Genomic DNA, 20,797 nt, shown 5'->3' with positions numbered 1-20,797 from the left:
AACCAACCACGTAGGGAATCTGGCCTTTCGACCGCCAGACCAATCCCTGGGGAGGTTTTGATCTGGATCAAACATTGCTGAAAGAGTAGTCCGGATTTTGCTGTAGGACGGCGTGGTCTTTTGCCGCGTGACAGACTGTCTCAGATCAGATCTTGCAACTATCTGTTACAACTTGATGATAATCTCGGCGCTCCCTCCGGCCCTGACCTGAACTCCCGATGCCTAGTGAACCCGTGTTGCTGTTGCGTCACCACCGCCCTTTCATCGCGTTTTGGCTGGCGCGTATCTTTACCGCCAGCGGCTTCCAGATGCTTACCGTGGCCATTGGCTGGAACCTCTACCAACTGACCGGCAACGTACTGGACCTGGGTTTGGTAGGTTTAGTGGAATTTGTGCCGCGCGTGCTGTTCATGTTGCACACCGGGCATGTGGCCGACCGCTACGAGCGGCGCAAGGTGGCCGCCATCTGCCAGACCGTGCAGGCGCTGATTGCCCTGAGCCTGGCCATTGGCGGCCTGACCGGCAACGTGACCCGCGAGATGATCTTTATCCTCGCCTTCCTGCTGGGCGCCGCGCGCTCTTTCGAAATGCCCACCACCCAGGCGCTGCTGCCGAGCATCGTACCCAGCGCGCTGTTCCCGCGTGCGGTGGCCTCATCGCAGTCGGCCCAGCAACTGGCCACCATCGTCGCCCCGGCCCTGGGCGGCCTGCTGTATGCCTTTGGCAGCGTGTGGGTGTATGGCCCCACCGTGGCGCTGTACCTCATTGCCTGCGTGCTGACCCTTAACCTGCCCGCCCGCCAGACTCCGCTCAACAAAGGCAAGGCCACCCTGGACTCGCTGCTGGCCGGTATCCGCTTTATCCGCAGCCGCCCGGATATCCTCGGCGCCATCTCCCTGGACCTGTTCGCCGTGTTGTTGGGTGGCGCCACCGCGTTGCTGCCGGTGTTTGCCAAGGACATCCTGCTGACCGGCGCCTGGGGCCTGGGCCTGCTGCGTTCGGCGCCGGCGGTGGGGGCGTTGTTGATGTCGTTGTGGCTGGCGCGGTTCTCGGTGGACCGCAAGGTGGGCCGCGTGATGTTTACGGCTGTTGGCGTGTTCGGTGTAGCCACCATCGCCTTTGGCTTGTCTACCTCGTTCTGGTTCTCACTGGCAGTGCTGGTGGTGTTGGGCGCGGCGGACATGATCAGCATGGTGATCCGTGCCTCGTTCGTGCAGTTGGAAACCCCGGATGAGATGCGCGGCCGGGTCAGTGCGGTCAACGGGCTGTTTATTGGCGCGTCGAATCAGCTGGGCGAGTTTGAATCCGGGATCACCGCCCACTGGTTTGGCACAGTACCCGCCGTGGTGATGGGCGGGATTGGCACGTTGGTGGTCACGGGGGTGTGGATCAAACTGTTTCCGACCCTGGCCAATCGGGATCGGATGCATGTGCCGGTGGAAGAAACCATCAAGCCCACCACCTAACTCAATATGGCAACGAGGCCAATGTGGGAGGGGGCTTGCTCCCGAAAGCGATGTGTCAGTCAGCATTTGTGCTAGCTGACCCACTGCAATCGGGAGCAAGCCCCCTCCCACATTTGGACCCTCTGTGTTTGAAAGACCGGGTTACAGCACCTTATCCAAGGTAATCGGAAAGTCCCTTACCCGCTTGCCAGTGGCGTGATACACCGCATTCGCCACCGCCGCCGCCACGCCGACAATGCCAATCTCGCCCACGCCCTTGGAACCCAGCGCGTTGACAATTTCGTCGTGTTCTTCGACAAAAACCACATCAATGTCGCCGATATCGGCATTCACCGGAATGTGATACTCGGCCAGGCTGTGGTTCATGAACCGGCCCAACTGATGGTCGCTCTGGGTTTCCTCATGCAAAGCCATGCCGATACCCCACACAACGCCACCCAGGATCTGGCTGCGGGCCATCTTCGGATTGACCACGCGTCCGGCGGCAATTGCGCTCACCACCCGGCTGACCTGGACCGTGCCCAGGTCTTCATCCACCCGCACCTCGACGAACACCGCCGAGTGAGTGGCTGTTGAGTACCCTTCGCGCTTTTTGTCGGGTTCGCTGTCAACCTGCACTTCCAAAGCCGCTTCGCCCGCATCCTTGACCAGCTGCGCCAACGACACGCTCACATCGCCGGTATGCAGTTGGCCGCCTTCGAAGCGTACGGACTCGGCGCCCTTGAACACTGGGTAAGTCTGCCTGGCGATCTCCAGCAGCTTGGCGTTCAGCGCTTCACACGCCTGTTGCACCGCCGTTCCCACCGACGAAACGGTAAACGAGCCGCCCTGCAACGGTGCCGTCGGCAACGACGAGTCACCGAGCAGGAAGCTCACATCTTCGACCGCCACACCGCTGGCCTGCGCCGCAATCTGGGTCATCACCGTATACGTGCCGGTGCCGATATCGGTGGTGGCGCTGCTCACCGTCAGCTTGCCCTGAGCGTCGATACGCGCCTTGGCACTGGCCTTCATCTGCATGGCCTCCCACACCCCGCCGGCCATGCCCCAGCCGATCAACTGGCGGCCATCGCGCATACTGCGCGGCTCCGGGTTGCGCTGGCGCCAGCCGAAACGTTCAGCACCTTCGCGGTAGCACTCGCGCAGGGCCTTGCTGGACCAGGGTTTGTCTTCGTTCAGGTTGCGCTCGGCATAGTTGATCAGCCGCAATTGCACCGGGTCGATGCCCAACGCGCAGGCCAATTCATCCATGGCGCACTCTAGGCCGATCACCCCCAAGGCCGCGCCCGGTGCGCGCATGTCCAACGGGGTGAATACATCCAGCGGCACCAGGTTGTAGGTCAGTTGCACGTTTTCGCAGTGATAGAGCATGCCGCTCCACTCCACGACGTGTTCACTGAAATCCTCGAAACGCGAGGTTTGCCCGATAGCTGTGTGCCCAAGCGCCAGTAACTTGCCATCAGCCGCGGCGCCCATCTGCAAGCGCTGCAAGGTGCGGGGGCGATAGCCGAAGGTGAACATCTGCTGGCGGGTCAGGGTCACGCGCACCGAGCGCTTGAGTGCCAACGATGCCATCACCGCCAACGGCAGCTGATATTGCGGACGCAGGCCAGACCCAAACGCCCCACCCACGAACGCGGCAAAGATCCTCACCTGGTTTTTATCCAGGCCGAAGACCTTTTGCACATAGGCCTGGCAGTTCTGCGGGCCCTGGGTTTTGTCATGGATATGCAGGGTGCCGTCCGCCTGATACAGCACGGTGCTGGCGTGGGGTTCCATGGGGTTGTGGTGTTCGACGGGGGTGCTGTAGTGCACGTCGAGGCTGACGGCGGCAGCGCTCCATTGGGCCTGGAAGTCGCCGCGAGGTGCCGGGGGCGTCTGGGGCGAAGGCTTGGCGTTCTGCTGTTGGGCGAGTAGATCAGTGTCGAACGGCTCTGCCTCGTACTCCACCACCACAAGCGATCCGGCATGCCGCGCCAGTTCCAGGTTGTCGGCAACCACCAGCGCCAAAGGCTGGCCGCTGTACAGCACACGATCGTTGTACAGCGGGCGAAACGGCGAGCCATCCGCCGCATCGTCGTCAGCGAAGGCCTCGTCGTAACTGGCGATTTTGGGTCGGTTGAGGTGACTGAGCACCATCACCACACCCGGCAGTGCGAGCGCCTTGGACGTATCGATACTGATCACGCGGCCCTTGGCAATGTTGCTGGACACCACACTGCCATGCAGCAAGCCCGCCTCGGGAAACTCACCGGCATAGCGTGCCTGGCCGGTCACCTTGAGCAGACCGTCGACACGGTCCAATGGTTTACCGATGGCGGTCATGGGCGTTCTCCTGCGACAGCGGCGTCACTTAACGCACGGATGATTGCGCGGCGCGCCAGCTTGATCTTGAAGCCGTTGTGTTCCAAGGGCTCTGCGTCTTGCAACAGGGCATCGGCGGCGTTGCTGAAGGTTTCGCGGCTGACCGTCTGGCCAATCAGCGAGGCTTCCACAGCGCGGTCACGCCAGGGTTTATGGGCCACGCCGCCGAGAGCCAAGCGTGCGTCGATGATCTGATCGCCGTCCAACTCAAGAGCGGCGGCGACGGAGACCAAGGCAAAGGCGTAGGAGGCGCGGTCGCGAATTTTCAGGTAGTGGCTGTGGCTTGCCAGGTTGTCGACGGGCAGTTCAATGGCGGTGATCAGCTCATCGTCGGCCAGCTGGTTGTCGCGCTGTGGGGCGTCGCCGGGCAGACGATGGAAGTCGGCAAACTCGATAATCCGCGCACCTGCGCGGCCTTGCACATGCACGCGTGCCTCCAGCGCTGCCAGGGCCACGCACATATCCGAGGGGTGAGTGGCGACGCATTGGTCGCTGGCGCCGAGAATCGCGTGGATGCGGTTCAAGCCGCTGCGCGCCGGGCAACCGCTGCCAGGTTCGCGCTTATTGCAGGGCACGGCGGCGTCATAAAAGTAATAGCAACGGGTACGCTGCAGCAGGTTGCCGCCGGTACTGGCCATATTGCGCAGTTGCGGCGAGGCACCGGCAAGAATCGCCTGGGACAACAGCGGGTAGCGCTGCTCGACCAGTGGGTGCCAGGCCAGGTCGGCATTGCTCACCAGCGCACCGATGCGCACGCCACCTTCGGCGGTTTCTTCCACTTCGTGCAAAGGCAGGCCGGTGATATCAATCAGGTGTTCGGGACGGCTGATGTTTTCTTTCATCAGGTCCAGCAGGTTCGTGCCGCCGGCGATAAAGCGCGAAGCGGCGCTGCTCAAGTGCACAGCTTCGTTCACATCCACAGGCTTGCTGTAGTGGAAGGGGTTCATTGCTCACCTCCCAACACGACATCTTCAATGGCATCGCGGATATTGCTGTAGGCACCACAACGGCACAGGTTGCCGCTCATCAGTTCCTGGATTTGCGCCGAGTCACACGCTCGGCCTTCATTCATAAGGCCCACAGCCGAACAGATCTGGCCGGGGGTGCAGTACCCACACTGGAACGCATCACGCGTGATAAAGGCTTGCTGCATCGGATGGAGTGCGTCGCCGCTGGCCAAGCCTTCGATGGTGGTCAACTCGGCGCCATCGCACATCACCGCCAGGGTCAGGCAGGCATTGATGCGCTTGCCATCGCGCAACACGGTGCACGCGCCGCATTGGCCGTGGTCGCAGCCCTTTTTGCTGCCAATCAGGTCGAGGTGTTCGCGCAGCAGGTCCAGCAAGGTGGTCCAGGGCAGCACGTCCAGTTGGCGGTCCTGGCCGTTGAGGCGCAGGCGAATCGAGTGGCTGGCGAACGGCTGGGCCGTCGCGCCATTGGGGGTTGCGCTCATAAACACCTCACGGGTTGGTGTACGTCCGCGGCGTTCAGGAAAGTCGCCGTCTTGAGGGGTACGACTGCCCTGGGTTATGAGCGTTCAAGGGGATTGATCAGCGGATATTGAGCAGCGTCTTCAAGGTGTTCTGCGGGCCGTTGATCGACGAGTTGGTGTATTCGAACCAGCCTTGGGCTTTTACATCCAGGTCAAATACGTAGATATAGCCCATCACCGTGCCCGCCCCATTACACACCTGGCTCTCACTGCCAACCTGGCACACCGGGGTACGTTGCCCGTTGAGCACGGCGCCATCGAATTTGCCCACGGGGTTATTACCCAGGCCGACTTCCATCACCGACACCTTGGTGGGACCACGGTGCGTGCACATTTGTGTGCCCTGCGCCCGCTCCGGGATGGTTTCGGTGCAACGCGCCGATTCGACCTTGAACACGCGCACTTCGCTCAAGGGCGGTGCAGTCGCGCTCCACGCCGGTGCTGCGCCGAGCCACAGGCCGATAATAGGGATCAGAGCTAGACTCCACGCGGTGGCTTTTTTCATGTGGGCGGCGACCTTGGTTTTAACGTCGGCGCAGTATGCCTCAAGGCCCCGGCTGCTGGTATCATGCGCCGCTTTTTCCGATCCTCTCTGAAACCAAAGGCGCTTGGCGCAGTTTGTGCTTTGACTTAGAGGTCAACAAATCACGACGCAACATAGCGTCACAGGGAGCCGGCATGCTGGAAAAGCTGTTTCAACTCAAAGCCCACAACACCAATGTGCGCACCGAGATTCTCGCGGGTATCACCACGTTCCTGGCCATGGCCTACATTTTGTTCGTGAACCCGAGCATCCTGGGCGAAACCGGCATGGACAAGGGCGCGGTGTTCGTCGCGACCTGCCTGGCGGCAGCCATCGGTTCGACCGTGATGGGCCTAATCGCCAACTACCCGATTGCGCTGGCGCCGGGCATGGGCCTCAACGCTTTCTTTACCTACACCGTGGTCCTGCACATGGGCCATACCTGGCAAGTGGCGCTGGGTGCGGTGTTCATTTCGGCGGTGCTGTTCTTCCTGCTGTCGATCTTCCGTATCCGCGAGTGGATCATCAACGCGATCCCGCTGCCCCTGCGCTCGGCGATTGCCGCCGGTATCGGCCTGTTCCTGGCGCTGATCGCGCTGCATAACGCCGGTATCGTGGTGAGCAACCCGGCCACCATGGTGGGCATGGGCGACCTGAAGCAACCGGCGCCGATCCTGGCCACCCTGGGCTTTGTGCTGATCGTGGCGCTGGAAGCCCTGGCGGTGCGTGGCGCGGTGCTGATCGGCATTTTGGCGGTGACCATCGCCTCCATCGTGCTGGGTTTCACCCCGTTCATCGGTGTGACGTCGGTACCACCGTCCCTGGCTCCGACCTTCCTGCAGCTGGACATTAAAGGCGCGCTGGACATCGGCCTGGTCAGCGTGATCTTTGCCTTCCTGTTCGTGGACCTGTTCGACAACTCCGGCACCCTGATCGGCGTGGCCAAGCGCGCAGGCCTGATGGGCAAGGACGGCCACATGCCGAAAATGGGCCGTGCCCTGATCGCCGACAGTACCGCCGCCATGGCCGGTTCCCTGCTGGGCACCTCGACCACCACCAGTTACATCGAGTCCGCCGCAGGCGTGAGCGCCGGTGGCCGTACCGGTTTGACCGCCATCGTGGTGGCGATCCTGTTCCTGCTGGCCCTGTTCTTCTCGCCCCTGGCCGCCAGCGTGCCGGCCTATGCCACTGCGCCAGCGCTGCTGTTTGTAGCCGTGCTGATGACCCAGGGCCTGGCAGAAATTGACTGGGATGACATCACGGTTGCAGCGCCGGTGGTGGTCACCGCCCTGGCGATGCCTTTCACTTACTCCATCGCCAACGGCATCGCCTTCGGTTTCATCGCCTGGACCGCCATCAAGCTGCTTTCGGGCCGCTACCGTGAGCTGAACCCGGCGCTGGTGATTCTGTCGATTCTGTTTGTGATCAAGCTGGGCTGGTTCAACGCATGACTTTTGACGCCGCAAGCTACACCGCTCAATTGCAAGACAAGGTCACGCGCCTGCGTGACCTGCTGGCCCCGTTCGATGCGCCAGAGCCGCAGGTATTCGACTCGCCGCTGCAGAACTTCCGCCTGCGGGCGGAGTTCCGCCTGTGGCGCGAAGGCGGTGAGCGCCACTACGCAATGTTCTCCCAGGACGACAAGCGCACGCCGATCCTGATCGAAGAATTCCCAATCGCCAGCCTGCGCATCAACCAGTTGATGCCCCAGCTCAAGGCCGCCTGGCAAGCCAGCGCCGCCCTGAGCCACAAGCTGTTCCAGGTGGAGTTCCTCACCACCCTGGCGGGCGACGCGATGATCACCCTGTGTTATCACCGCCCGCTGGACGAGCACTGGCACACCGCCGCAAACCAGCTGGCTGCAGACTTGAACGTGAGCATCATCGGCCGCTCCAAGGGCAAGCGTGATGTGATCGGTCACGACTATGTGGTGGAAAAACTCGACGTGGGCGGCCGCACCTTCAGTTATCGCCAACCCGAAGGCGCCTTCACCCAGCCCAACGGCACGGTGAATCAGAAGATGCTCAACTGGGCATATGAAGCCTTGGGCGATCGCCCGGACGATTTGCTGGAACTGTATTGCGGCAACGGCAACTTCACCCTGCCGTTGGCAACCCGTGTACGCAAGGTGCTGGCCACCGAGATCAGCAAGACCTCGGTCAACGCAGCGCTCAGCAACCTCGATGAGAACGCGGTGGATAACGTCACCCTGGTGCGCCTCTCCGCCGAAGAACTCACCGAAGCGCTGAACGAAGTGCGTCCGTTCCGCCGCCTACAGGGCATCGACCTGAAAAGCTACGAATTCGGCAGCGTGTTCGTCGACCCGCCGCGCGCCGGCATGGACCCGGACACCTGCGAACTGACCCGCCGCTTCGACAATATCCTGTACATCTCCTGCAACCCGGAGACGTTGGCGGCGAACATTGCGCAGTTGCATGACACGCACCGGATTACCCAGTGCGCGATGTTTGACCAGTTTCCGTGGACGCATCATATGGAGTCTGGGGTTCTGCTGACCCGGCGCTAGGTCCTCAGGACACAGTAGATCTCAATGTGGGAGCGGCGGTGCGACGATTCGACTTGCTCGCGAATGCGGTGTATCAGTCACACATACTCTGACTGACACTCTGCATTCGCGAGCAAGCCCGCTCCCACATTGCGCCTTCATACATCCGTTGGATCGCCGTTATCCAAGACTTCCTTGCGCGGCCGCCCGCCCTTCTTGCCATTGGCTCGGGCGGCGGCGGCCTTCGCGGCGCTGCTCTTGCGGCCGTTGCGTGAGGCCACCAGGCTGGTGGCCAGGTCCATCATCGGTTTGCTTGTGGCGATCAGGCCTGTAATCGAAACATCCAGGTCTTGGGCCTCACAGCACAGTGCCTTTCCGCCAAAGCCAACCTCCAACTGCTGGAAGTCCTCCAAGGAGAACCCTTTGAACTCCGGCAGACCCGCTATCGGTAACACGACGCGGCTGCCGTCGCTGAAACCTATGGAGATGCAGTTGTCTTCATAGCGTACAGAACTGGCGCGGGCATAGAGGTGCCGGGTCTTACGCCCTCGGGCGATTGCCTTGTCGATATCCGCTTCAGTGAGCGGTTTATAAGGCACAACTTTGGCTTTTACGATTTTCATAAATTAATCCCCACGCAGTCTGGTCCCCTGACCAGATTCAAAATTGTCCGTTGCTCTACAACATCGTGCCGCGCGCTGGCGATGACATAGACGCCAGGTCGAATGACCAACCCTGGAACCAATTCACCTGCCTCCCAATCCCAGGAATGATTCTCCAGGCAGACCGTTTGCAGGTATTCCCACCAAATTCGACGCGCACGGGCCAGGTAGTGACGCTGCATGATCGCCCCGCGTATTTCTTTCAACACCGATGCGGATGGTTGCCTCCGCTCAGGCTCCACGTCCCACAACTCCACATCTGCATCCAGAAAACTGAAACGAAAACGCGCATCCCACGCCTTCCCCCACACATGCACATGAGGCGGGCAATGCTCATCCCTGATAAATACCGAAATCACATATCCCTTGTAAGCGCCTACTCGCATCGCAACCCATCCGTTAGGTTATTTTCCGCCAGGTAACAATTTCCCTCTGCCACCCAACAACCGGCTCCATTTTCCCGAAGCTGTTTTACAGACTAGTCAGCACAAAAAACCCGGCGAATGCCGGGTTGTAACCACTCATGCCGAAGGCTGGAAATACCCCGCCAAGGCTCTTAAATCCTGCTCACTGAGCAACCCCGCGTAATACTTCAGCTGAATCCTCGCCAGCAAATACGCATGCCGCGCATTGGCCAGGTCGCGGCGGGCGGTGAACAGTTGCTGTTCGGCGTCGAGCACGTCGAGGTTGACCCGCTCGCCACCGCTGACACTCTTTTTCGTCGCCGTGACCAGCGCCGTGGCGGAGCTCACGGCCATCTCATAGGCGCGCACTTTGGCCGCACCGCTGGTGTTGAGGTTGAACTGCTTGCGCAACTCCACCAGCGTGGCCGAGGTGTGCGCGTCCAACTCGTATTGGGCCTGGGACAGCTGGTTTGCCGCCTGGCGCGTAGAGGCCGACACCGAACCACCGGCAAACAATGGCAGGCTGACCTGAATGCCGACGCTGTTGGTGTCGTACTTCTGGTTGTAGCTGCTTTCCGAGTCTGAGCTGGTCTGGCGGCTGGTGGCGTACAGGCTGACCTTGGGCAGGTGGCCGGCGCGTTTGCGTTCTACTTCATAAGAGGCCACGTCCAGGGCATGGTGCTGGGACTTGAGTTCCGGGTTGTTGGCCATGGCCAATTCGCGCCAGGTTTCAAAACGGTTGGGCTCAAGAGGCGGGATCTCAAACTGACGAGTCAGGGGCGCCAGTGTTTCGATCTGCAGGGGCTGGCCGACAATGGCTTCCAGTTCACGCAAAGCGCTGTCCTGGGCATCCAATGATTCGATTTCTTCGGCCTGGGCCAGGCTCAAGCGCGCCTGGGTTTCCAGCACATCGGTGCGCGTGCCTTCACCGCCTTTAAGCAAGCGGTCATTGAGTTGCAGGCGTTCGGCAAACGCGCGTTTCTGCGCACGGCTCAGTTCGATACGCTCCTGGGCCAGCAAGGCCTGGCTGTAGGCACTGAGCACCCGCACCGCCAGCTCCTGGCTTTTGCCGCGAAAGCGTTCATCGGCCATCAGCGCCTGGGCGGTGCCCTGACGAAAACGCGCATAGGCCTCGTAATCCAGCAGGGGTTGCTGCAACGTCAGGGTCGAGGCATAGCTGCGGTAATCGCGGTCGCTGGTGACATCACCCGCCGTCACCTCGGACTCGTTGCGCGAATTGTTGTAGCTCCAGGACAAGTTGGGCAGCAACGCCGAACGGCCAATCACGCGGTTCTCTTCGCCCGCCTCACGCTCCTGGATCGCCGCCTGAAAAGTCGGATCATTGCGTAGGGCCAAGTCGTAAGCATCCAGCAAACCCAGGGCGTGCGCCGCCGAAGTACAACTTATACACAGGGTAAACAGCAGCGCCTTCATTCTTCCACCAGGGCCATGTGAGTACGGTCCAGCAGGGGCTTGAACAGATAGTTGAGCATCGAGCGCTCGCCGGTCTTGATGAAGGTTTCCACCGGCATGCCCGGGCGGATCTGCACGCCATCCAACTGCTGCATGCCTGCCGTGCTGACCTGGGCACGCACGGTGTAATACGGCTCGTCGGTACGCTCATCCACCTGGCGGTCGGCAGACACCAGCGTTACCTCGCCCGCCACCCGTGGCGTGGTGGCCTGGTTGAACGCCGGGAACATCAGTTCCACCGGCAGGCCGGGGTGCACCTTGTCGACCATCTGCACCGGCACCCGCGCTTCCACCAGCAGCGGTTCACCCTGGGGCACGATGTCCATCAGCGTCTGGCCAGGCTTGATCACACCGCCTTCGGTGTACACCTGCAACCCCACCACCACGCCGGAGGCCGGTGCACGCACCAGGCTGTTGGCCAACTCGAACTCGGCCGAGGCCAGGCGATTGCGCAGGTCATCGCTGCGGGTACGGGTGTCGGCCAGTTGGCCGCGCAGGTCTTTCTGGAAGTCTTCGCCGAGCTGGCGGATACGCAGGCGCAGTTCCATCACCTGGCGTTGCAGTTGGCCGATACGGCCGTAGTCTTCGGCGATGCTGCCGTCGATCTGTGAATACAACCGCTCGCTGTCGAGCAGGCGATTGCGTGGGATGTAACCGTCGCGCGCCAACTCCCGCAGGCCCTGCAATTGCTCGTTCAACGCCGCCCGTTGCTGCACCTTGCTGGCTTGGGAATCTCGCGTGCCACGCAATTGCGCTTCGGCGCCGGCGATGGTTTCGCGCAGGCCTTGTTGCTCGGTGGCCAACGCCTGGGCACGGCTGCTGAATAACTGGCGTTGCAGGCTCAGGGTGGCGGCGGCCTCCGGGTCGCTGAGCAGTTCAGGGGCGAAGGTGATCGCCGACAACCCTTGGCTTTCCGCACTCAGGCGCGCTTCGCTGGCCAGGGAGGCCAGGTACTGGCTGCGCAGAGACTGCATCTGCCCGCGCAACGGGGTTTCCTTCAGGCGCAGCAACACTTGACCGGCATTGACCTCATCACCGTCGCGCACCTCGATGCGCTCGACAATGCCACCGGCAGGGTGCTGCACGGTCTTGCGATGGCCCGAGACCATGACCTTGCCCGACACCGCCACGCCTTTGTCCAACGGTGCCAACGCGGCCCAACCGATAAACCCGGCAAAGCCGCCCAGCACCAGCCACCAACCCAGTCGCGAGTATTTTTTGTCGTCTAGCGCCAGCACGTTGTTTGGCGGGTCGCTGACCAGCACGGGTTTACTCACATTCATGCCTGTTTTCCTTCACCGAGGCGGTAACTCATGCTCATGCTCGACACCGGCTTGGCCGCAGGTTTCTGCCGCGCCTCCAACACCCGCGCCGTCGGGCCGAACGCCTGTAGCTGGCCGTCCTTGAGGATCAGCAGTTGGTCAGTCAGGCTCAGCACGTTGGGTTTGTGGGTGATCAGAATCACCGTGCGACGCTGCTGCTTGAGTTGAGCGATGGCCTGCAGCAGCGCCTGCTCGCCCACTTCATCCAGGTTGGCGTTGGGTTCATCCAACACGATCAACGCGGGCAAGCCGTACAGCGCTCGGGCCAGGGCCACGCGTTGCTTTTGGCCGCCGGACAGGCCGGCACCACCCTCCCCCAACACGGTGTCGTAGCCCTGGGGCAGTTGCAGGATCAGTTCATGCACGCCGGCCATGTGTGCGGCGGCCAGCACCTTGTCCGCGTCCACCTCGGCAAACCGTGCGATGTTGTCGGCGATGCTGCCGGCGAACAGTTGGATGTCCTGGGGCAGGTAGCCAATGTGCGGGCCCAGTTGTTGTTTATCCCATTGGGCCAGGTCGGCACCGTCCAGGCGTACCTTGCCGGACAACGGTGGCCAGGCGCCCACCACGATGCGAGCCAGGGTGGACTTGCCACAGCCCGACGGCCCGATCACCCCCAGCACTTGGCCCGCGGGCAAGTTGAAGCCCAGGTTCGCCAGTGCCGGGCGGCGGCTGCCGGGGGCGCAGGCGCTGATTTGCTCCAGGCTGAGCTGGCCCTTGGGCGTCGGCAGGCTCATGCGCACGGGCCGCGCCGGGTTGGCTTCGAGCAATTGAGACAACCGATCAAACGCCAGGCGCGCCGACCCCCATTGTTTCCAGACACCGATCAGTTGGTCGATGGGGCTGAGCACCCGCCCCATCAGAATGGACCCTGCGATCATCATCCCCGGCGTGATATCGCCCTGCACGGCCAGTAACGCGCCCAGCCCCAGCACCAGGGACTGCAACGCCAAACGCACACCCTTGGACCATGCGCTGACAGCGGCGGTCTTTTCACTGGCCAGGTTCTGCTGGGCCAGAAACGCCTGATGCTGGCCGAACCAACGGGCGCGCAAGGTGGCGAGCATGCCCATGGCTTCGATGGTGTCGGCATTGCGCAGGTTGAGGGTGGCCTGCTGGCTGGCGCTGATGGACAACTGGCTGGCCAGGGCCATGGGTGCTTGGCTAATGTGATGGTTGATCCACGCCAGTGCCATCAATATCACCGCGCCCCCCAGCGCCAGCATGCCCAGCCAGGGGTGGAACAGGAAGATCACCAGCAGGTACACCGGAAACCAAGGCGCATCAAAAAACGCGAACAACGCCTGGCCGGTGGCGAACTGGCGCAGGGTGGTCAGGTCATGCAACGCCTGCCCGGCCGCCTGGGTGCCGCCCTTGAGTTGCGCTTCGAACGCGGCGTCGTACACCCGCTGGTTCAAGCGCATGTCCATTTGCGTGCCGAGGCGGATCACCACCTGGCTGCGCACCCACTCCAACGCGCCCATCAGGCCGAACAGGCCGAGGATCATCAGCGTCAGCATCAACAGGGTCATCTGATTACCCGAGGCCAGTACCCGGTCGTACACCTGCAACATGTACAGCGCCGGGGCCAGCATCAGCAGGTTGATCACCGCCGAGAACAGGCCGATGTTGAAGAAGCCACCTTTATAAGCCGTGAGAGCGGCCAGGGTTTCGTTACCGGCGTGGCGCATCTGGGAAGTCCCGAAGGGTTAAGCGAGCAGCGTCGCCGCGTTGACAGGCGAGACGGCGCTGCGCAGAATTTGGCACCGCCGTCGCCGAAGAATTAGAAGGCTTGGCGACAGCGGTGTGTCATGCGGCGAATGGGAGAGCGATCTTCCATTCGCTTTTTTTATGGCATCAGGCAGCCAGGGCGAAGTCCTGAGACACGTCTTGCACGCCCACCAGCGCCACATCGGCGGTGGTAGACGCTGCCGCGTGAGCCGCGAGGCCGGCGGAGATTTCGTCGAAGGTGTTGGCGGTTGACAGGTCCGGATCGATTGCACCCAACAGTTCGTTGAGTACCGCTTCCAGGGCACTGGTGTTGCCTTGGATCAGACCGTAGATCACGGCCTGCACGTCGTTGCCGGTGCGGCCTGCGCCTTCAGCGGCGGACAGGTCCAGGCCATTGAAGGCCACCTTGTAGGCGCTCAGGTCGAAATCGCTGCCGCTGCCGCCGGTCAGGCCGGTGCCCAGCTCGACGTTATCCAGCTCGCCCCACAGGTAGTGGTTCAGGTTGCTGCTGGCTGGCAGCGTTGGGTTGAACACGTAGTGCAGGCCGTTGCTGGTGTCGCTGTCGGCGATGAAGGCGTACTCGGAGTTGCTGGCGCCGTGGGAGGCGTATTGGTCACCGGCGAACGTGCCGTTGCTGAAACCACCGTTGTTGCCGCCAGTACCATGGCCTGCCGTGGCAAAACCAACAGCCCAGTCCGACAGGTAGTCAGACAGCGAAGTAGTGCCAAGGATCGACTCGTAGCTAACAGAAATTGTCATCACTAAACCTCGTAATTACAGCGCTATTGATCAGTGCGCAGAAGCGCACTTTTTGCCCAACCCTGGGCAAAACCGTGGGTGACCCGGTGCCTTGGCACCGGCATCAGAATTTGTATTCGAGCATCCCGCTCAGCGTGCGGCCGCGCGCCAGGCTGAGGTTGTTGACGTCGCCCATGGCGACGAAGTACGCCTCGTCCGTGGCGTTCTCCAATGCCAGGGCGATGTTCAATTGGTCGGTCATCCAGTAACTGGCGTAGAGGTCGTACACGGTGTACTTGGGCCACATGGCCTGGTCGATCAGGCTGTATCCCTGGTTATCCAGGTTCTCCCCGTTGCCCGAGCTGTAACGCACACGCATACCGGTATCCAGGCGCTTATCCAGAAAGCGCGCACCGAGGGTCAGCGAGCCGCGATCGGCCGGGGTGTAAGTGGCGTTGCCCATGATCCGCCCGCAGCTTTCCTTGGCGTTGGCGGCGTCGTCATCCAACACTTCGTACTGGGTGACAGGGCGTATGCCGATGGTGCCGTTGGGCCGGGTGAACTGTTCGTAAACGGTGGTGGCATTGCCGGCCTTCTTGGCACCGCCCAGGTAGTAATTCTTCGAGCAGAACTCGTTGCTGCCGATCATGTGGGTGAAGCTCAAGTTGGTGTACACCCGCCCCATGTCGTAGTTGAACTGGTACTCCAGGCCCCTGAACCGCGTGTCATTGGTGTTGTTGGTGTACGCCATGATCCCGTTGAAACCGCCGACGGAAGTCTCGGGCAAACTCACGCTGGTATTGAGGAACGTGAAGTTCTGGATCTTGGTATCGAAGTACGCGACCTTGATGCCCAGGCGGTCGTCATTGAAGAACAACGACTCCTTGAACACGTTCAGCCCCACTTCCCAGTCGCGGGACTCCTCAGGCTTGAGGAAAGGGTTGGGAAACACCCGCTCATTCGAACCGCCACCATGGGGGCGCCCGCTCATGAAGGTCTCGGTGACCGCGGGTGGGCGCCAGCCCTTGCCCCAGCGGGTATAGAGTTGCAACCAATCGACCCCAGGCTTGATGCCAATGCCAAAGGTTGGCGAAAACCGCCCCTCTTCCCTGTCGATATCGTAGATATCCTCGACGCGCTTGGCCCCCGTGGTACTGGTGTAAAAGCGGTCGCGCTTCCACAGCGTCATGCCCGTTACCCCTTCCAGCCGGAAGCGGTCGTAACGCAGCCCGGCGTCCACGGTCAGCCAGTCGTCATATTCGTATTGCAGGTTGTTGAACAGGCTGGCGATGGTGCGCTTGCCTTCCGGGTCGGCACTGGCGGTGTAGGGCAACGAGCCGGAGTTGGTGGTGTTGGTCGATTCAATCTTGTTGGTACTGGGCTTGAACGTGTCCTGGTACAGCTCCAGGCCATAGTTCCAGCTCACATGGCCCACGCGGCCCAGGTCGAAGCGCGAGGTGTTTTCCCCTTGCAAGCCCCAGGTGTCGGTTTGGAAGTGGTCGGTGTAAGACGGCGTGTAGTTGCCGGAGCTCAAGGACGCAATGTTGGGTGCGTTGTTGCGATCCAGCTGGGTGGTGACGTAATAAAGCTTGGCCTTCAAATCGATCAGTGCGTTGTCCGGGCTGTAGCTGTAGTCCAGCGCCACGTTTTTTGCGTTGAGGTTGTTCTTGCTGGTGCGTACGTAATAGGTGCTTTGAAGGTCATCGGTGATGTAGCCCCAGGCATCGTTACTGTCTGTATCGCTTTCCAGGTAGCTCAATTGCACGCGTTGATCGTTGGGCAGGTTCAGGCCGAACTTGATGATTTGCGAGCGGGTCACGCTGCCGGTGTCGCCGACTTCACTGCTCAACCAGTCATCAAAGGCCGCCGGAGCATACTTTCTGGCCCGGATGTTGGTACCCAGGTTCTGGTTGTTGTGGGAGCCGCCACGGTAATTGCCGAAATGGCGCTCGCTCATGCCGAGCAACACATCACCACGCTCATCGCCAAAGGCAAATACCGCGCTGCCGTTGAAATCGGTGCCGTTGCCCAACTCACCAATACCGCTACCGGCACGCAAACGCCCGCCGTACTCCTTGCCGTCCTTGAGAAACTCGGTGGCATCAAGGGTCTTGAACGAGGCAATGCCCCCCAGCACCGCCGCACCGCCCTGCCCCGACTGGCTGCCCTTGTCGATCTGGATGCTGGAGATGAACTCCGGGTCGATCAACATGGTGCCGTTGCGTTGCTGGTGGCCGTTGACATTGAAGTTCTGGCGCATGCCGTCGATGTTCATGTTCACGCGGCCGTAGTCCTGCACCCCGCGAATATTCACCGACAGGCCGGGGTCGCGCTGATCGACGGCGGTGTACACGCCGGCCGTTTCTTCGAGCATATCAGCGGCGTGACGGGGTGGGCGCTTATCGATCATGTCACGGCTGATCACGGCCACGGACTTTGGGCTCTGGTACACCCAGTCGCTGGCCTGGCCGTTGGTGTTACCGGTGATGGTGGTGGTGCCTACGGTCAGGGCGCCGCTGTGGTCGTCGCTGACGCGGTTGAGGGTGACCTGGCGCTCACTGGTAAAGCGGTATTCCACCGGGGCCGCGCCAAGCAAACGGCCCAGGCCTTCCTGCACACTGAAACTGCCTTTGAGCGCGGTGCTGCTCAAGCCTTGCAGGCGCTGGCTGTCGAACAGCACTTGCAGGCCGGCCTGGTCGGCGAACGCCAGCACGGCACTGCCCAGGGATTGCGCGGGGATATCAAACGTCAGCACAGCAGGTTGGGTGGCACCTGCCTGCGGCTGCACGGCATACACCGGCGCCACAGCGGCGAACAGCGCCAAGTGGATGGCCAAGGCTAACCGGCTACCGGTGATACGCCCCTTGTTGAGTGCTGACATTTCTTGTTTCCCTGCGCTAAGCGTTTTTTGTTTATGCGAATGCTTCTCACCTAGCAAGACGTACGACGCGCAGGAAGTCAGTAAGGTTTTTTTGAAAGTTTTTTGCGAAGGGGGTTTTGAGCGGGTGGGAGAAGGCCTCCCACCAGGTTTTCAATAGATCAGGCTGAGGCCTGCCAGGTCCAAGCGTTGCACTTGAAGTTCCTGGGCCAGGGTACCTAGGGCGGTGTCGAGCATGTCGAGGCGGAACACGCCGCTGACTTCGCGCTCGCCCAGGTCCGAGTGGGTCAGCACGATGCGGCCTGGGCGGTAGTGGTTGAGCTGTTCGATGACTTTGGCCAGCGGCTGGCGATCAAAGATCAGCACACCACGTCGCCAACTGGTGGCGCGTTCCACATCGAATTGATCAAGGGGCACCACGCCTTCCTGGGGGCTGTAGCGCGCTGCCTGGCCCTCCTTGAGCACCCTGTCTGCCGGGCCCTTTTGCGGGCTGGCCTGCAAGGTAACCGCGACGCTGTGTTGCAATACGCCCACCCAGGCCTGCCGATCCGCCTCGCGCTCCACCACAAATCGCGTGCCCAACGCCCGGGTCTGTCCACCCGCGCTCTGCACCACGAATGGCCGGGTTTCCTGGCCCACCATGGGCGCCACATCGAAAATCGCCGAGCCCTGGATCAGGCTGATGCGCCGTTGCACGCCGTCGTATTCCAGGCGGATGGCACTGGCCGAATCCAGCTCCACCGTGCTGCCATCGGCCAGGTGCACGGTGCGCACTTCGCCCTTTTGCGTCACGTAGTCGGCTTGCATGTGCAGCAAGGCATCCGGCCCGCGCACCCAACCAATGCCTGCCACCAGCACCACCAATGCCACGGCCGCCGCCCGTTGCCACGGCCTTCGCCGCTTGGAACGGCGCATGGGCATCGCTGCCGCTGCCGGTCGCTGGCGGTGCACGGGTTCGTCCTTGTGCACCTCGCCCAACGCCGCCCAGGTCTGTTCGGCAAAGCGCAATGCCGCCTCGTGACGGCTGTCGCGGGCAATCCAGTGCCGCAGCTCGGCCTGCTCCTGGTCGGTCAGGGCACCGGCGTGCAGGCGCACCGCCCACTCGGCGGCCGCCTCGGTAATGCTGTGCTGTTGCGGACCCTGGCTATTCACGTGTGAATCTCGAATTTTTCGTTATATAACGCTGTGACGTCTGACCTGGCGTATTTCGGTAATTCATTCGTCGGATGGTTGCACCTCGCCGTCCTGCAGGCGCTGCATCACATAGGCCAAGGCCTTGGCCAGATGCTTCTGCACGGAGCTGTCAGAGATGTCCAGGTGCCGGGCGACCTGGGCATGGGTCATGCCTTCGATACGGTTCAGGCGGAAGATCTGCTGGGTGCGTTCCGGCAACTCCGCCAGTGCCTGCTTCAACGCCTGTCGCTGTTGCTGCGCCATTGCCTGAGCCTCCAACCCGGCCACTTCATCTTCAATCTCGGCCAGCGCCTCGTGGGGCACGGAGTCTGTCTTGCGCCGTGCTTCCTGGCGAATATGGTCGATCAGCAGATTGCTCGCCGTTCGATAGAGATAGCCCTGGGAGTTATCGATACGCTCGCCGGCCGGTTTTTCCGCCAGGCGCAGGAAGCTCTCCTGGACCAGGTCTGCGGCCAACTGCGGGTCCTGCACCTTGCGCGCCAGATACCCGCGCAGGGTATCGGCATGCTTTAGAAACAGGCCCTTGAGATCCACGTCCGACAAACCGACTCCCTGGAATGTAAAGGAAACAGGCGGGCATCTTAAGCGTTGTCGAGAATGATTTTCAATTGATATCTAATCTGATTCAACGCAGATAAGGGTTCGATAATCGAACAGATCTTCGCGCATCAATTGACCAAATTAACCATTCAGTACATTTTATCCCCACAACAAACAAGAACAGTGGAGATACCCCTATGCCGCCTATCGTGCTGGTGCTCAACGGCCCCAACCTCAACCTGCTCGGCACCCGCGAACCCGCCACGTACGGGCACGAAACCCTGGCCGACATCGCCGCTTTGTGTGGCCGCAGCGCCGAACAACTGGGTTTGAAAATCGAATTTCGCCAGACCAACCACGAAGGCGAGTTGCTGGACTGGATCCACGGCGCCCGTGCCCGCTGCGCCGGTATCGTGATCAACCCGGCGGCCTGGACCCACACCTCGGTGGCGATCCGCGATGCACTGGTGGCCAGTGAAGTGCCGGTGATCGAAGTGCATTTGTCCAACGTGCATGCCCGCGAAGCGTTCCGTCACCACTCGTTTGTGTCGCCCATCGCCAAGGCGGTGCTGGCGGGCTTTGGCAGCCATGGCTATCACCTGGCCCTGGAGCATTTCAGCCAGGTGTTAAAGGCATGAAGCCGCGCATTCTCGCGGGCCTGATCGGTGCCGGCATCCAGGCTTCCCGCACCCCGGCGCTGCATGAGCAGGAAGGCGACGCACAAGGCCTGCGCTACCTGTATCGCCTGATCGACCTTGAGCCCCTGCACCTGGACATCAACGCCCTGCCCGACCTGCTGGACGCTGCTGAGTTGATGCACTTCACCGGCCTGAACATTACCTACCCGTGCAAGCAGGCGATCCTACCGTTGCTTGATGATTTGTCTGAGGAGGCAAGGGGCATTGGTGCGGTCAACACCGTGGTGTTCAAGAACGGCAAGCGCATCGGCCACAACACCGACTGCCTGGGTTTTGCCGAAGGTTTTCGGCGCAATTTGAATGACGTTGCACGCCACCGTGTAGTGCAGATGGGCGCTGGCGGTGCTGGCGCGGCGGTAGCTCATGCACTGTTGGCAGAAGGCGTGGAGCATTTGAGTATTTTTGACGTGGATCCGGCCCGCGCCCACGAGCTTGTGGAAAACCTTGCCCAGCGCTTTGGCAGTGGGCGCGCCCAAGTCGGCAAGCACTTGGAAAACGCCATGGCCGAAGCAAACGGCTTGGTGAACACCACGCCGATGGGCATGGCCAAGTTGCCGGGCACACCGGTGCCAGCAGCCTTGCTGCGGACTGAATTGTGGGTGGCAGAAATTGTGTACTTCCCGCTGGAAACCCAACTGCTGCGCGACGCCCGCGCCTTGGGCTGCCGCACGCTGGATGGCGGCAATATGGCGGTGTTCCAGGCGGTGAAGGCGTTTGAGTTATTCAGTGGCGAGGCGCCGGATGCGGGCAGGATGTTGGCGCACTTCCAGAGCATGAATACCTAACTGGCGAAATGAAGATCTAAA

Annotated in this window: 18 protein-coding genes; 5 read left to right on the top strand and 13 right to left on the bottom strand. The window is 61.5% G+C overall.

Features of this window, described 5'->3' with window-relative positions:
• Positions 1–218 precede the first annotated feature (218 nt).
• Positions 219–1,466, top strand: coding sequence for an MFS transporter (locus tag DYL59_RS28265; RefSeq protein WP_135292096.1), 1,248 nt, complete (start codon positions 219–221; stop codon positions 1,464–1,466).
• 141 nt (positions 1,467–1,607) lie between these two features.
• On the opposite strand, the gene DYL59_RS28260 is transcribed toward DYL59_RS28265, so the two are convergent.
• The 4 genes from DYL59_RS28260 to DYL59_RS28245 form a co-directional block, all read right to left on the bottom strand.
• On the bottom strand, positions 1,608–3,791 hold the full coding sequence (locus tag DYL59_RS28260) for a xanthine dehydrogenase family protein molybdopterin-binding subunit (protein WP_135292095.1): 2,184 nt from the start codon (positions 3,789–3,791) through the stop codon (positions 1,608–1,610).
• A complete protein-coding gene (locus DYL59_RS28255; RefSeq protein ID WP_135292094.1) occupies positions 3,788–4,777 on the bottom strand; it encodes an FAD binding domain-containing protein in 990 nt (329 codons plus the stop codon). The genes DYL59_RS28260 and DYL59_RS28255 overlap by 4 nt, the downstream gene beginning before the upstream one ends.
• Complete coding sequence (locus DYL59_RS28250; protein ID WP_135292093.1) at positions 4,774–5,283, bottom strand: (2Fe-2S)-binding protein; 510 nt, start codon at positions 5,281–5,283, stop codon at positions 4,774–4,776. The genes DYL59_RS28255 and DYL59_RS28250 overlap by 4 nt, the downstream gene beginning before the upstream one ends.
• Positions 5,284–5,380: 97 nt before the next feature.
• Positions 5,381–5,827, bottom strand: coding sequence for a DUF4879 domain-containing protein (locus tag DYL59_RS28245; RefSeq protein WP_135292092.1), 447 nt, complete (start codon positions 5,825–5,827; stop codon positions 5,381–5,383).
• Between the two features lie 173 nt (positions 5,828–6,000).
• On the opposite strand from DYL59_RS28245, the gene DYL59_RS28240 reads away from it, so the two are divergent.
• Both DYL59_RS28240 and trmA read left to right on the top strand, forming a co-directional pair.
• The gene (locus DYL59_RS28240) at positions 6,001–7,296 is read left to right on the top strand and encodes an NCS2 family permease (RefSeq protein ID WP_135292091.1); all 1,296 of its coding nucleotides are present in this window, start codon (positions 6,001–6,003) and stop codon (positions 7,294–7,296) included.
• A complete protein-coding gene (trmA, locus tag DYL59_RS28235; RefSeq protein ID WP_135292090.1) occupies positions 7,293–8,372 on the top strand; it encodes a tRNA (uridine(54)-C5)-methyltransferase TrmA in 1,080 nt (359 codons plus the stop codon). Before DYL59_RS28240 ends, trmA begins: the two co-directional genes overlap by 4 nt.
• A 137-nt stretch (positions 8,373–8,509) precedes the next feature.
• Here trmA and DYL59_RS28230 read toward each other — a convergent pair whose 3' ends face one another.
• The 9 genes from DYL59_RS28230 to DYL59_RS28190 form a co-directional block, all read right to left on the bottom strand.
• On the bottom strand, positions 8,510–8,974 hold the full coding sequence (locus DYL59_RS28230; protein WP_135292089.1) for a DUF2442 domain-containing protein: 465 nt from the start codon (positions 8,972–8,974) through the stop codon (positions 8,510–8,512).
• Positions 8,971–9,399, bottom strand: a complete 429-nt coding sequence (locus tag DYL59_RS28225; RefSeq protein ID WP_135292088.1) for a DUF4160 domain-containing protein — start codon at positions 9,397–9,399, stop codon at positions 8,971–8,973. The genes DYL59_RS28230 and DYL59_RS28225 overlap by 4 nt, the downstream gene beginning before the upstream one ends.
• A 135-nt stretch (positions 9,400–9,534) precedes the next feature.
• The gene (locus DYL59_RS28220; RefSeq protein ID WP_135292087.1) at positions 9,535–10,851 is read right to left on the bottom strand and encodes a TolC family outer membrane protein; all 1,317 of its coding nucleotides are present in this window, start codon (positions 10,849–10,851) and stop codon (positions 9,535–9,537) included.
• Positions 10,848–12,173 (bottom strand): HlyD family type I secretion periplasmic adaptor subunit, encoded by a 1,326-nt coding sequence (locus tag DYL59_RS28215; RefSeq protein WP_135292086.1) that lies wholly within the window; start codon positions 12,171–12,173, stop codon positions 10,848–10,850. The genes DYL59_RS28220 and DYL59_RS28215 overlap by 4 nt, the downstream gene beginning before the upstream one ends.
• Positions 12,170–13,903, bottom strand: a complete 1,734-nt coding sequence (locus DYL59_RS28210; RefSeq protein WP_135292085.1) for a type I secretion system permease/ATPase — start codon at positions 13,901–13,903, stop codon at positions 12,170–12,172. Before DYL59_RS28210 ends, DYL59_RS28215 begins: the two co-directional genes overlap by 4 nt.
• A gap of 166 nt (positions 13,904–14,069) precedes the next feature.
• A complete protein-coding gene (locus DYL59_RS28205) occupies positions 14,070–14,702 on the bottom strand; it encodes a heme acquisition protein HasA (RefSeq protein WP_135292084.1) in 633 nt (210 codons plus the stop codon).
• A 103-nt stretch (positions 14,703–14,805) separates the two neighbouring features.
• Positions 14,806–17,562 (bottom strand): TonB-dependent receptor, encoded by a 2,757-nt coding sequence (locus tag DYL59_RS28200; protein WP_135292083.1) that lies wholly within the window; start codon positions 17,560–17,562, stop codon positions 14,806–14,808.
• Between the two features lie 150 nt (positions 17,563–17,712).
• Complete coding sequence (locus DYL59_RS28195; protein WP_135292082.1) at positions 17,713–18,711, bottom strand: FecR family protein; 999 nt, start codon at positions 18,709–18,711, stop codon at positions 17,713–17,715.
• Positions 18,712–18,774: 63 nt separating this feature from the next.
• Entirely contained in the window at positions 18,775–19,296 is a 522-nt protein-coding gene (locus tag DYL59_RS28190; protein ID WP_135292081.1) for an RNA polymerase sigma factor, read from the bottom strand.
• A 194-nt stretch (positions 19,297–19,490) separates the two neighbouring features.
• Between DYL59_RS28190 and aroQ the strand changes: the two genes are divergently transcribed.
• Together aroQ and DYL59_RS28180 are read left to right on the top strand one after the other, a co-directional pair.
• Positions 19,491–19,931, top strand: coding sequence for a type II 3-dehydroquinate dehydratase (gene aroQ, locus DYL59_RS28185; RefSeq protein WP_135292080.1), 441 nt, complete (start codon positions 19,491–19,493; stop codon positions 19,929–19,931).
• On the top strand, positions 19,928–20,776 hold the full coding sequence (locus DYL59_RS28180; protein WP_135292079.1) for a shikimate dehydrogenase: 849 nt from the start codon (positions 19,928–19,930) through the stop codon (positions 20,774–20,776). The genes aroQ and DYL59_RS28180 overlap by 4 nt, the downstream gene beginning before the upstream one ends.
• Positions 20,777–20,797: the final 21 nt, after the last annotated feature.

This window comes from Pseudomonas kairouanensis (assembly GCF_004682055.1).
GTDB lineage: Bacteria > Pseudomonadota > Gammaproteobacteria > Pseudomonadales > Pseudomonadaceae > Aquipseudomonas > Aquipseudomonas kairouanensis.
Note: the sequence above shows the minus strand (reverse complement) of the source record. Positions and strands in the feature narration are given on the sequence as shown.

Bases quoted from the DNA above. Each gene is read 5' to 3' on its own strand.
- DYL59_RS28265 (WP_135292096.1), top strand. From the start codon at position 219: ATGCCTAGTGAACCCGTGTTGCTGTTGCGTCACCACCGCCCTTTCATC.
- DYL59_RS28260 (WP_135292095.1), bottom strand. From the start codon at position 3,791: ATGACCGCCATCGGTAAACCATTGGACCGTGTCGACGGTCTGCTCAAG.
- DYL59_RS28255 (WP_135292094.1), bottom strand. From the start codon at position 4,777: ATGAACCCCTTCCACTACAGCAAGCCTGTGGATGTGAACGAAGCTGTG.
- DYL59_RS28250 (WP_135292093.1), bottom strand. From the start codon at position 5,283: ATGAGCGCAACCCCCAATGGCGCGACGGCCCAGCCGTTCGCCAGCCAC.
- DYL59_RS28245 (WP_135292092.1), bottom strand. From the start codon at position 5,827: ATGAAAAAAGCCACCGCGTGGAGTCTAGCTCTGATCCCTATTATCGGC.
- DYL59_RS28240 (WP_135292091.1), top strand. From the start codon at position 6,001: ATGCTGGAAAAGCTGTTTCAACTCAAAGCCCACAACACCAATGTGCGC.
- trmA (WP_135292090.1), top strand. From the start codon at position 7,293: ATGACTTTTGACGCCGCAAGCTACACCGCTCAATTGCAAGACAAGGTC.
- DYL59_RS28230 (WP_135292089.1), bottom strand. From the start codon at position 8,974: ATGAAAATCGTAAAAGCCAAAGTTGTGCCTTATAAACCGCTCACTGAA.
- DYL59_RS28225 (WP_135292088.1), bottom strand. From the start codon at position 9,399: ATGCGAGTAGGCGCTTACAAGGGATATGTGATTTCGGTATTTATCAGG.
- DYL59_RS28220 (WP_135292087.1), bottom strand. From the start codon at position 10,851: ATGAAGGCGCTGCTGTTTACCCTGTGTATAAGTTGTACTTCGGCGGCG.
- DYL59_RS28215 (WP_135292086.1), bottom strand. From the start codon at position 12,173: ATGAATGTGAGTAAACCCGTGCTGGTCAGCGACCCGCCAAACAACGTG.
- DYL59_RS28210 (WP_135292085.1), bottom strand. From the start codon at position 13,903: ATGCGCCACGCCGGTAACGAAACCCTGGCCGCTCTCACGGCTTATAAA.
- DYL59_RS28205 (WP_135292084.1), bottom strand. From the start codon at position 14,702: ATGACAATTTCTGTTAGCTACGAGTCGATCCTTGGCACTACTTCGCTG.
- DYL59_RS28200 (WP_135292083.1), bottom strand. From the start codon at position 17,562: ATGTCAGCACTCAACAAGGGGCGTATCACCGGTAGCCGGTTAGCCTTG.
- aroQ (WP_135292080.1), top strand. From the start codon at position 19,491: ATGCCGCCTATCGTGCTGGTGCTCAACGGCCCCAACCTCAACCTGCTC.
- DYL59_RS28180 (WP_135292079.1), top strand. From the start codon at position 19,928: ATGAAGCCGCGCATTCTCGCGGGCCTGATCGGTGCCGGCATCCAGGCT.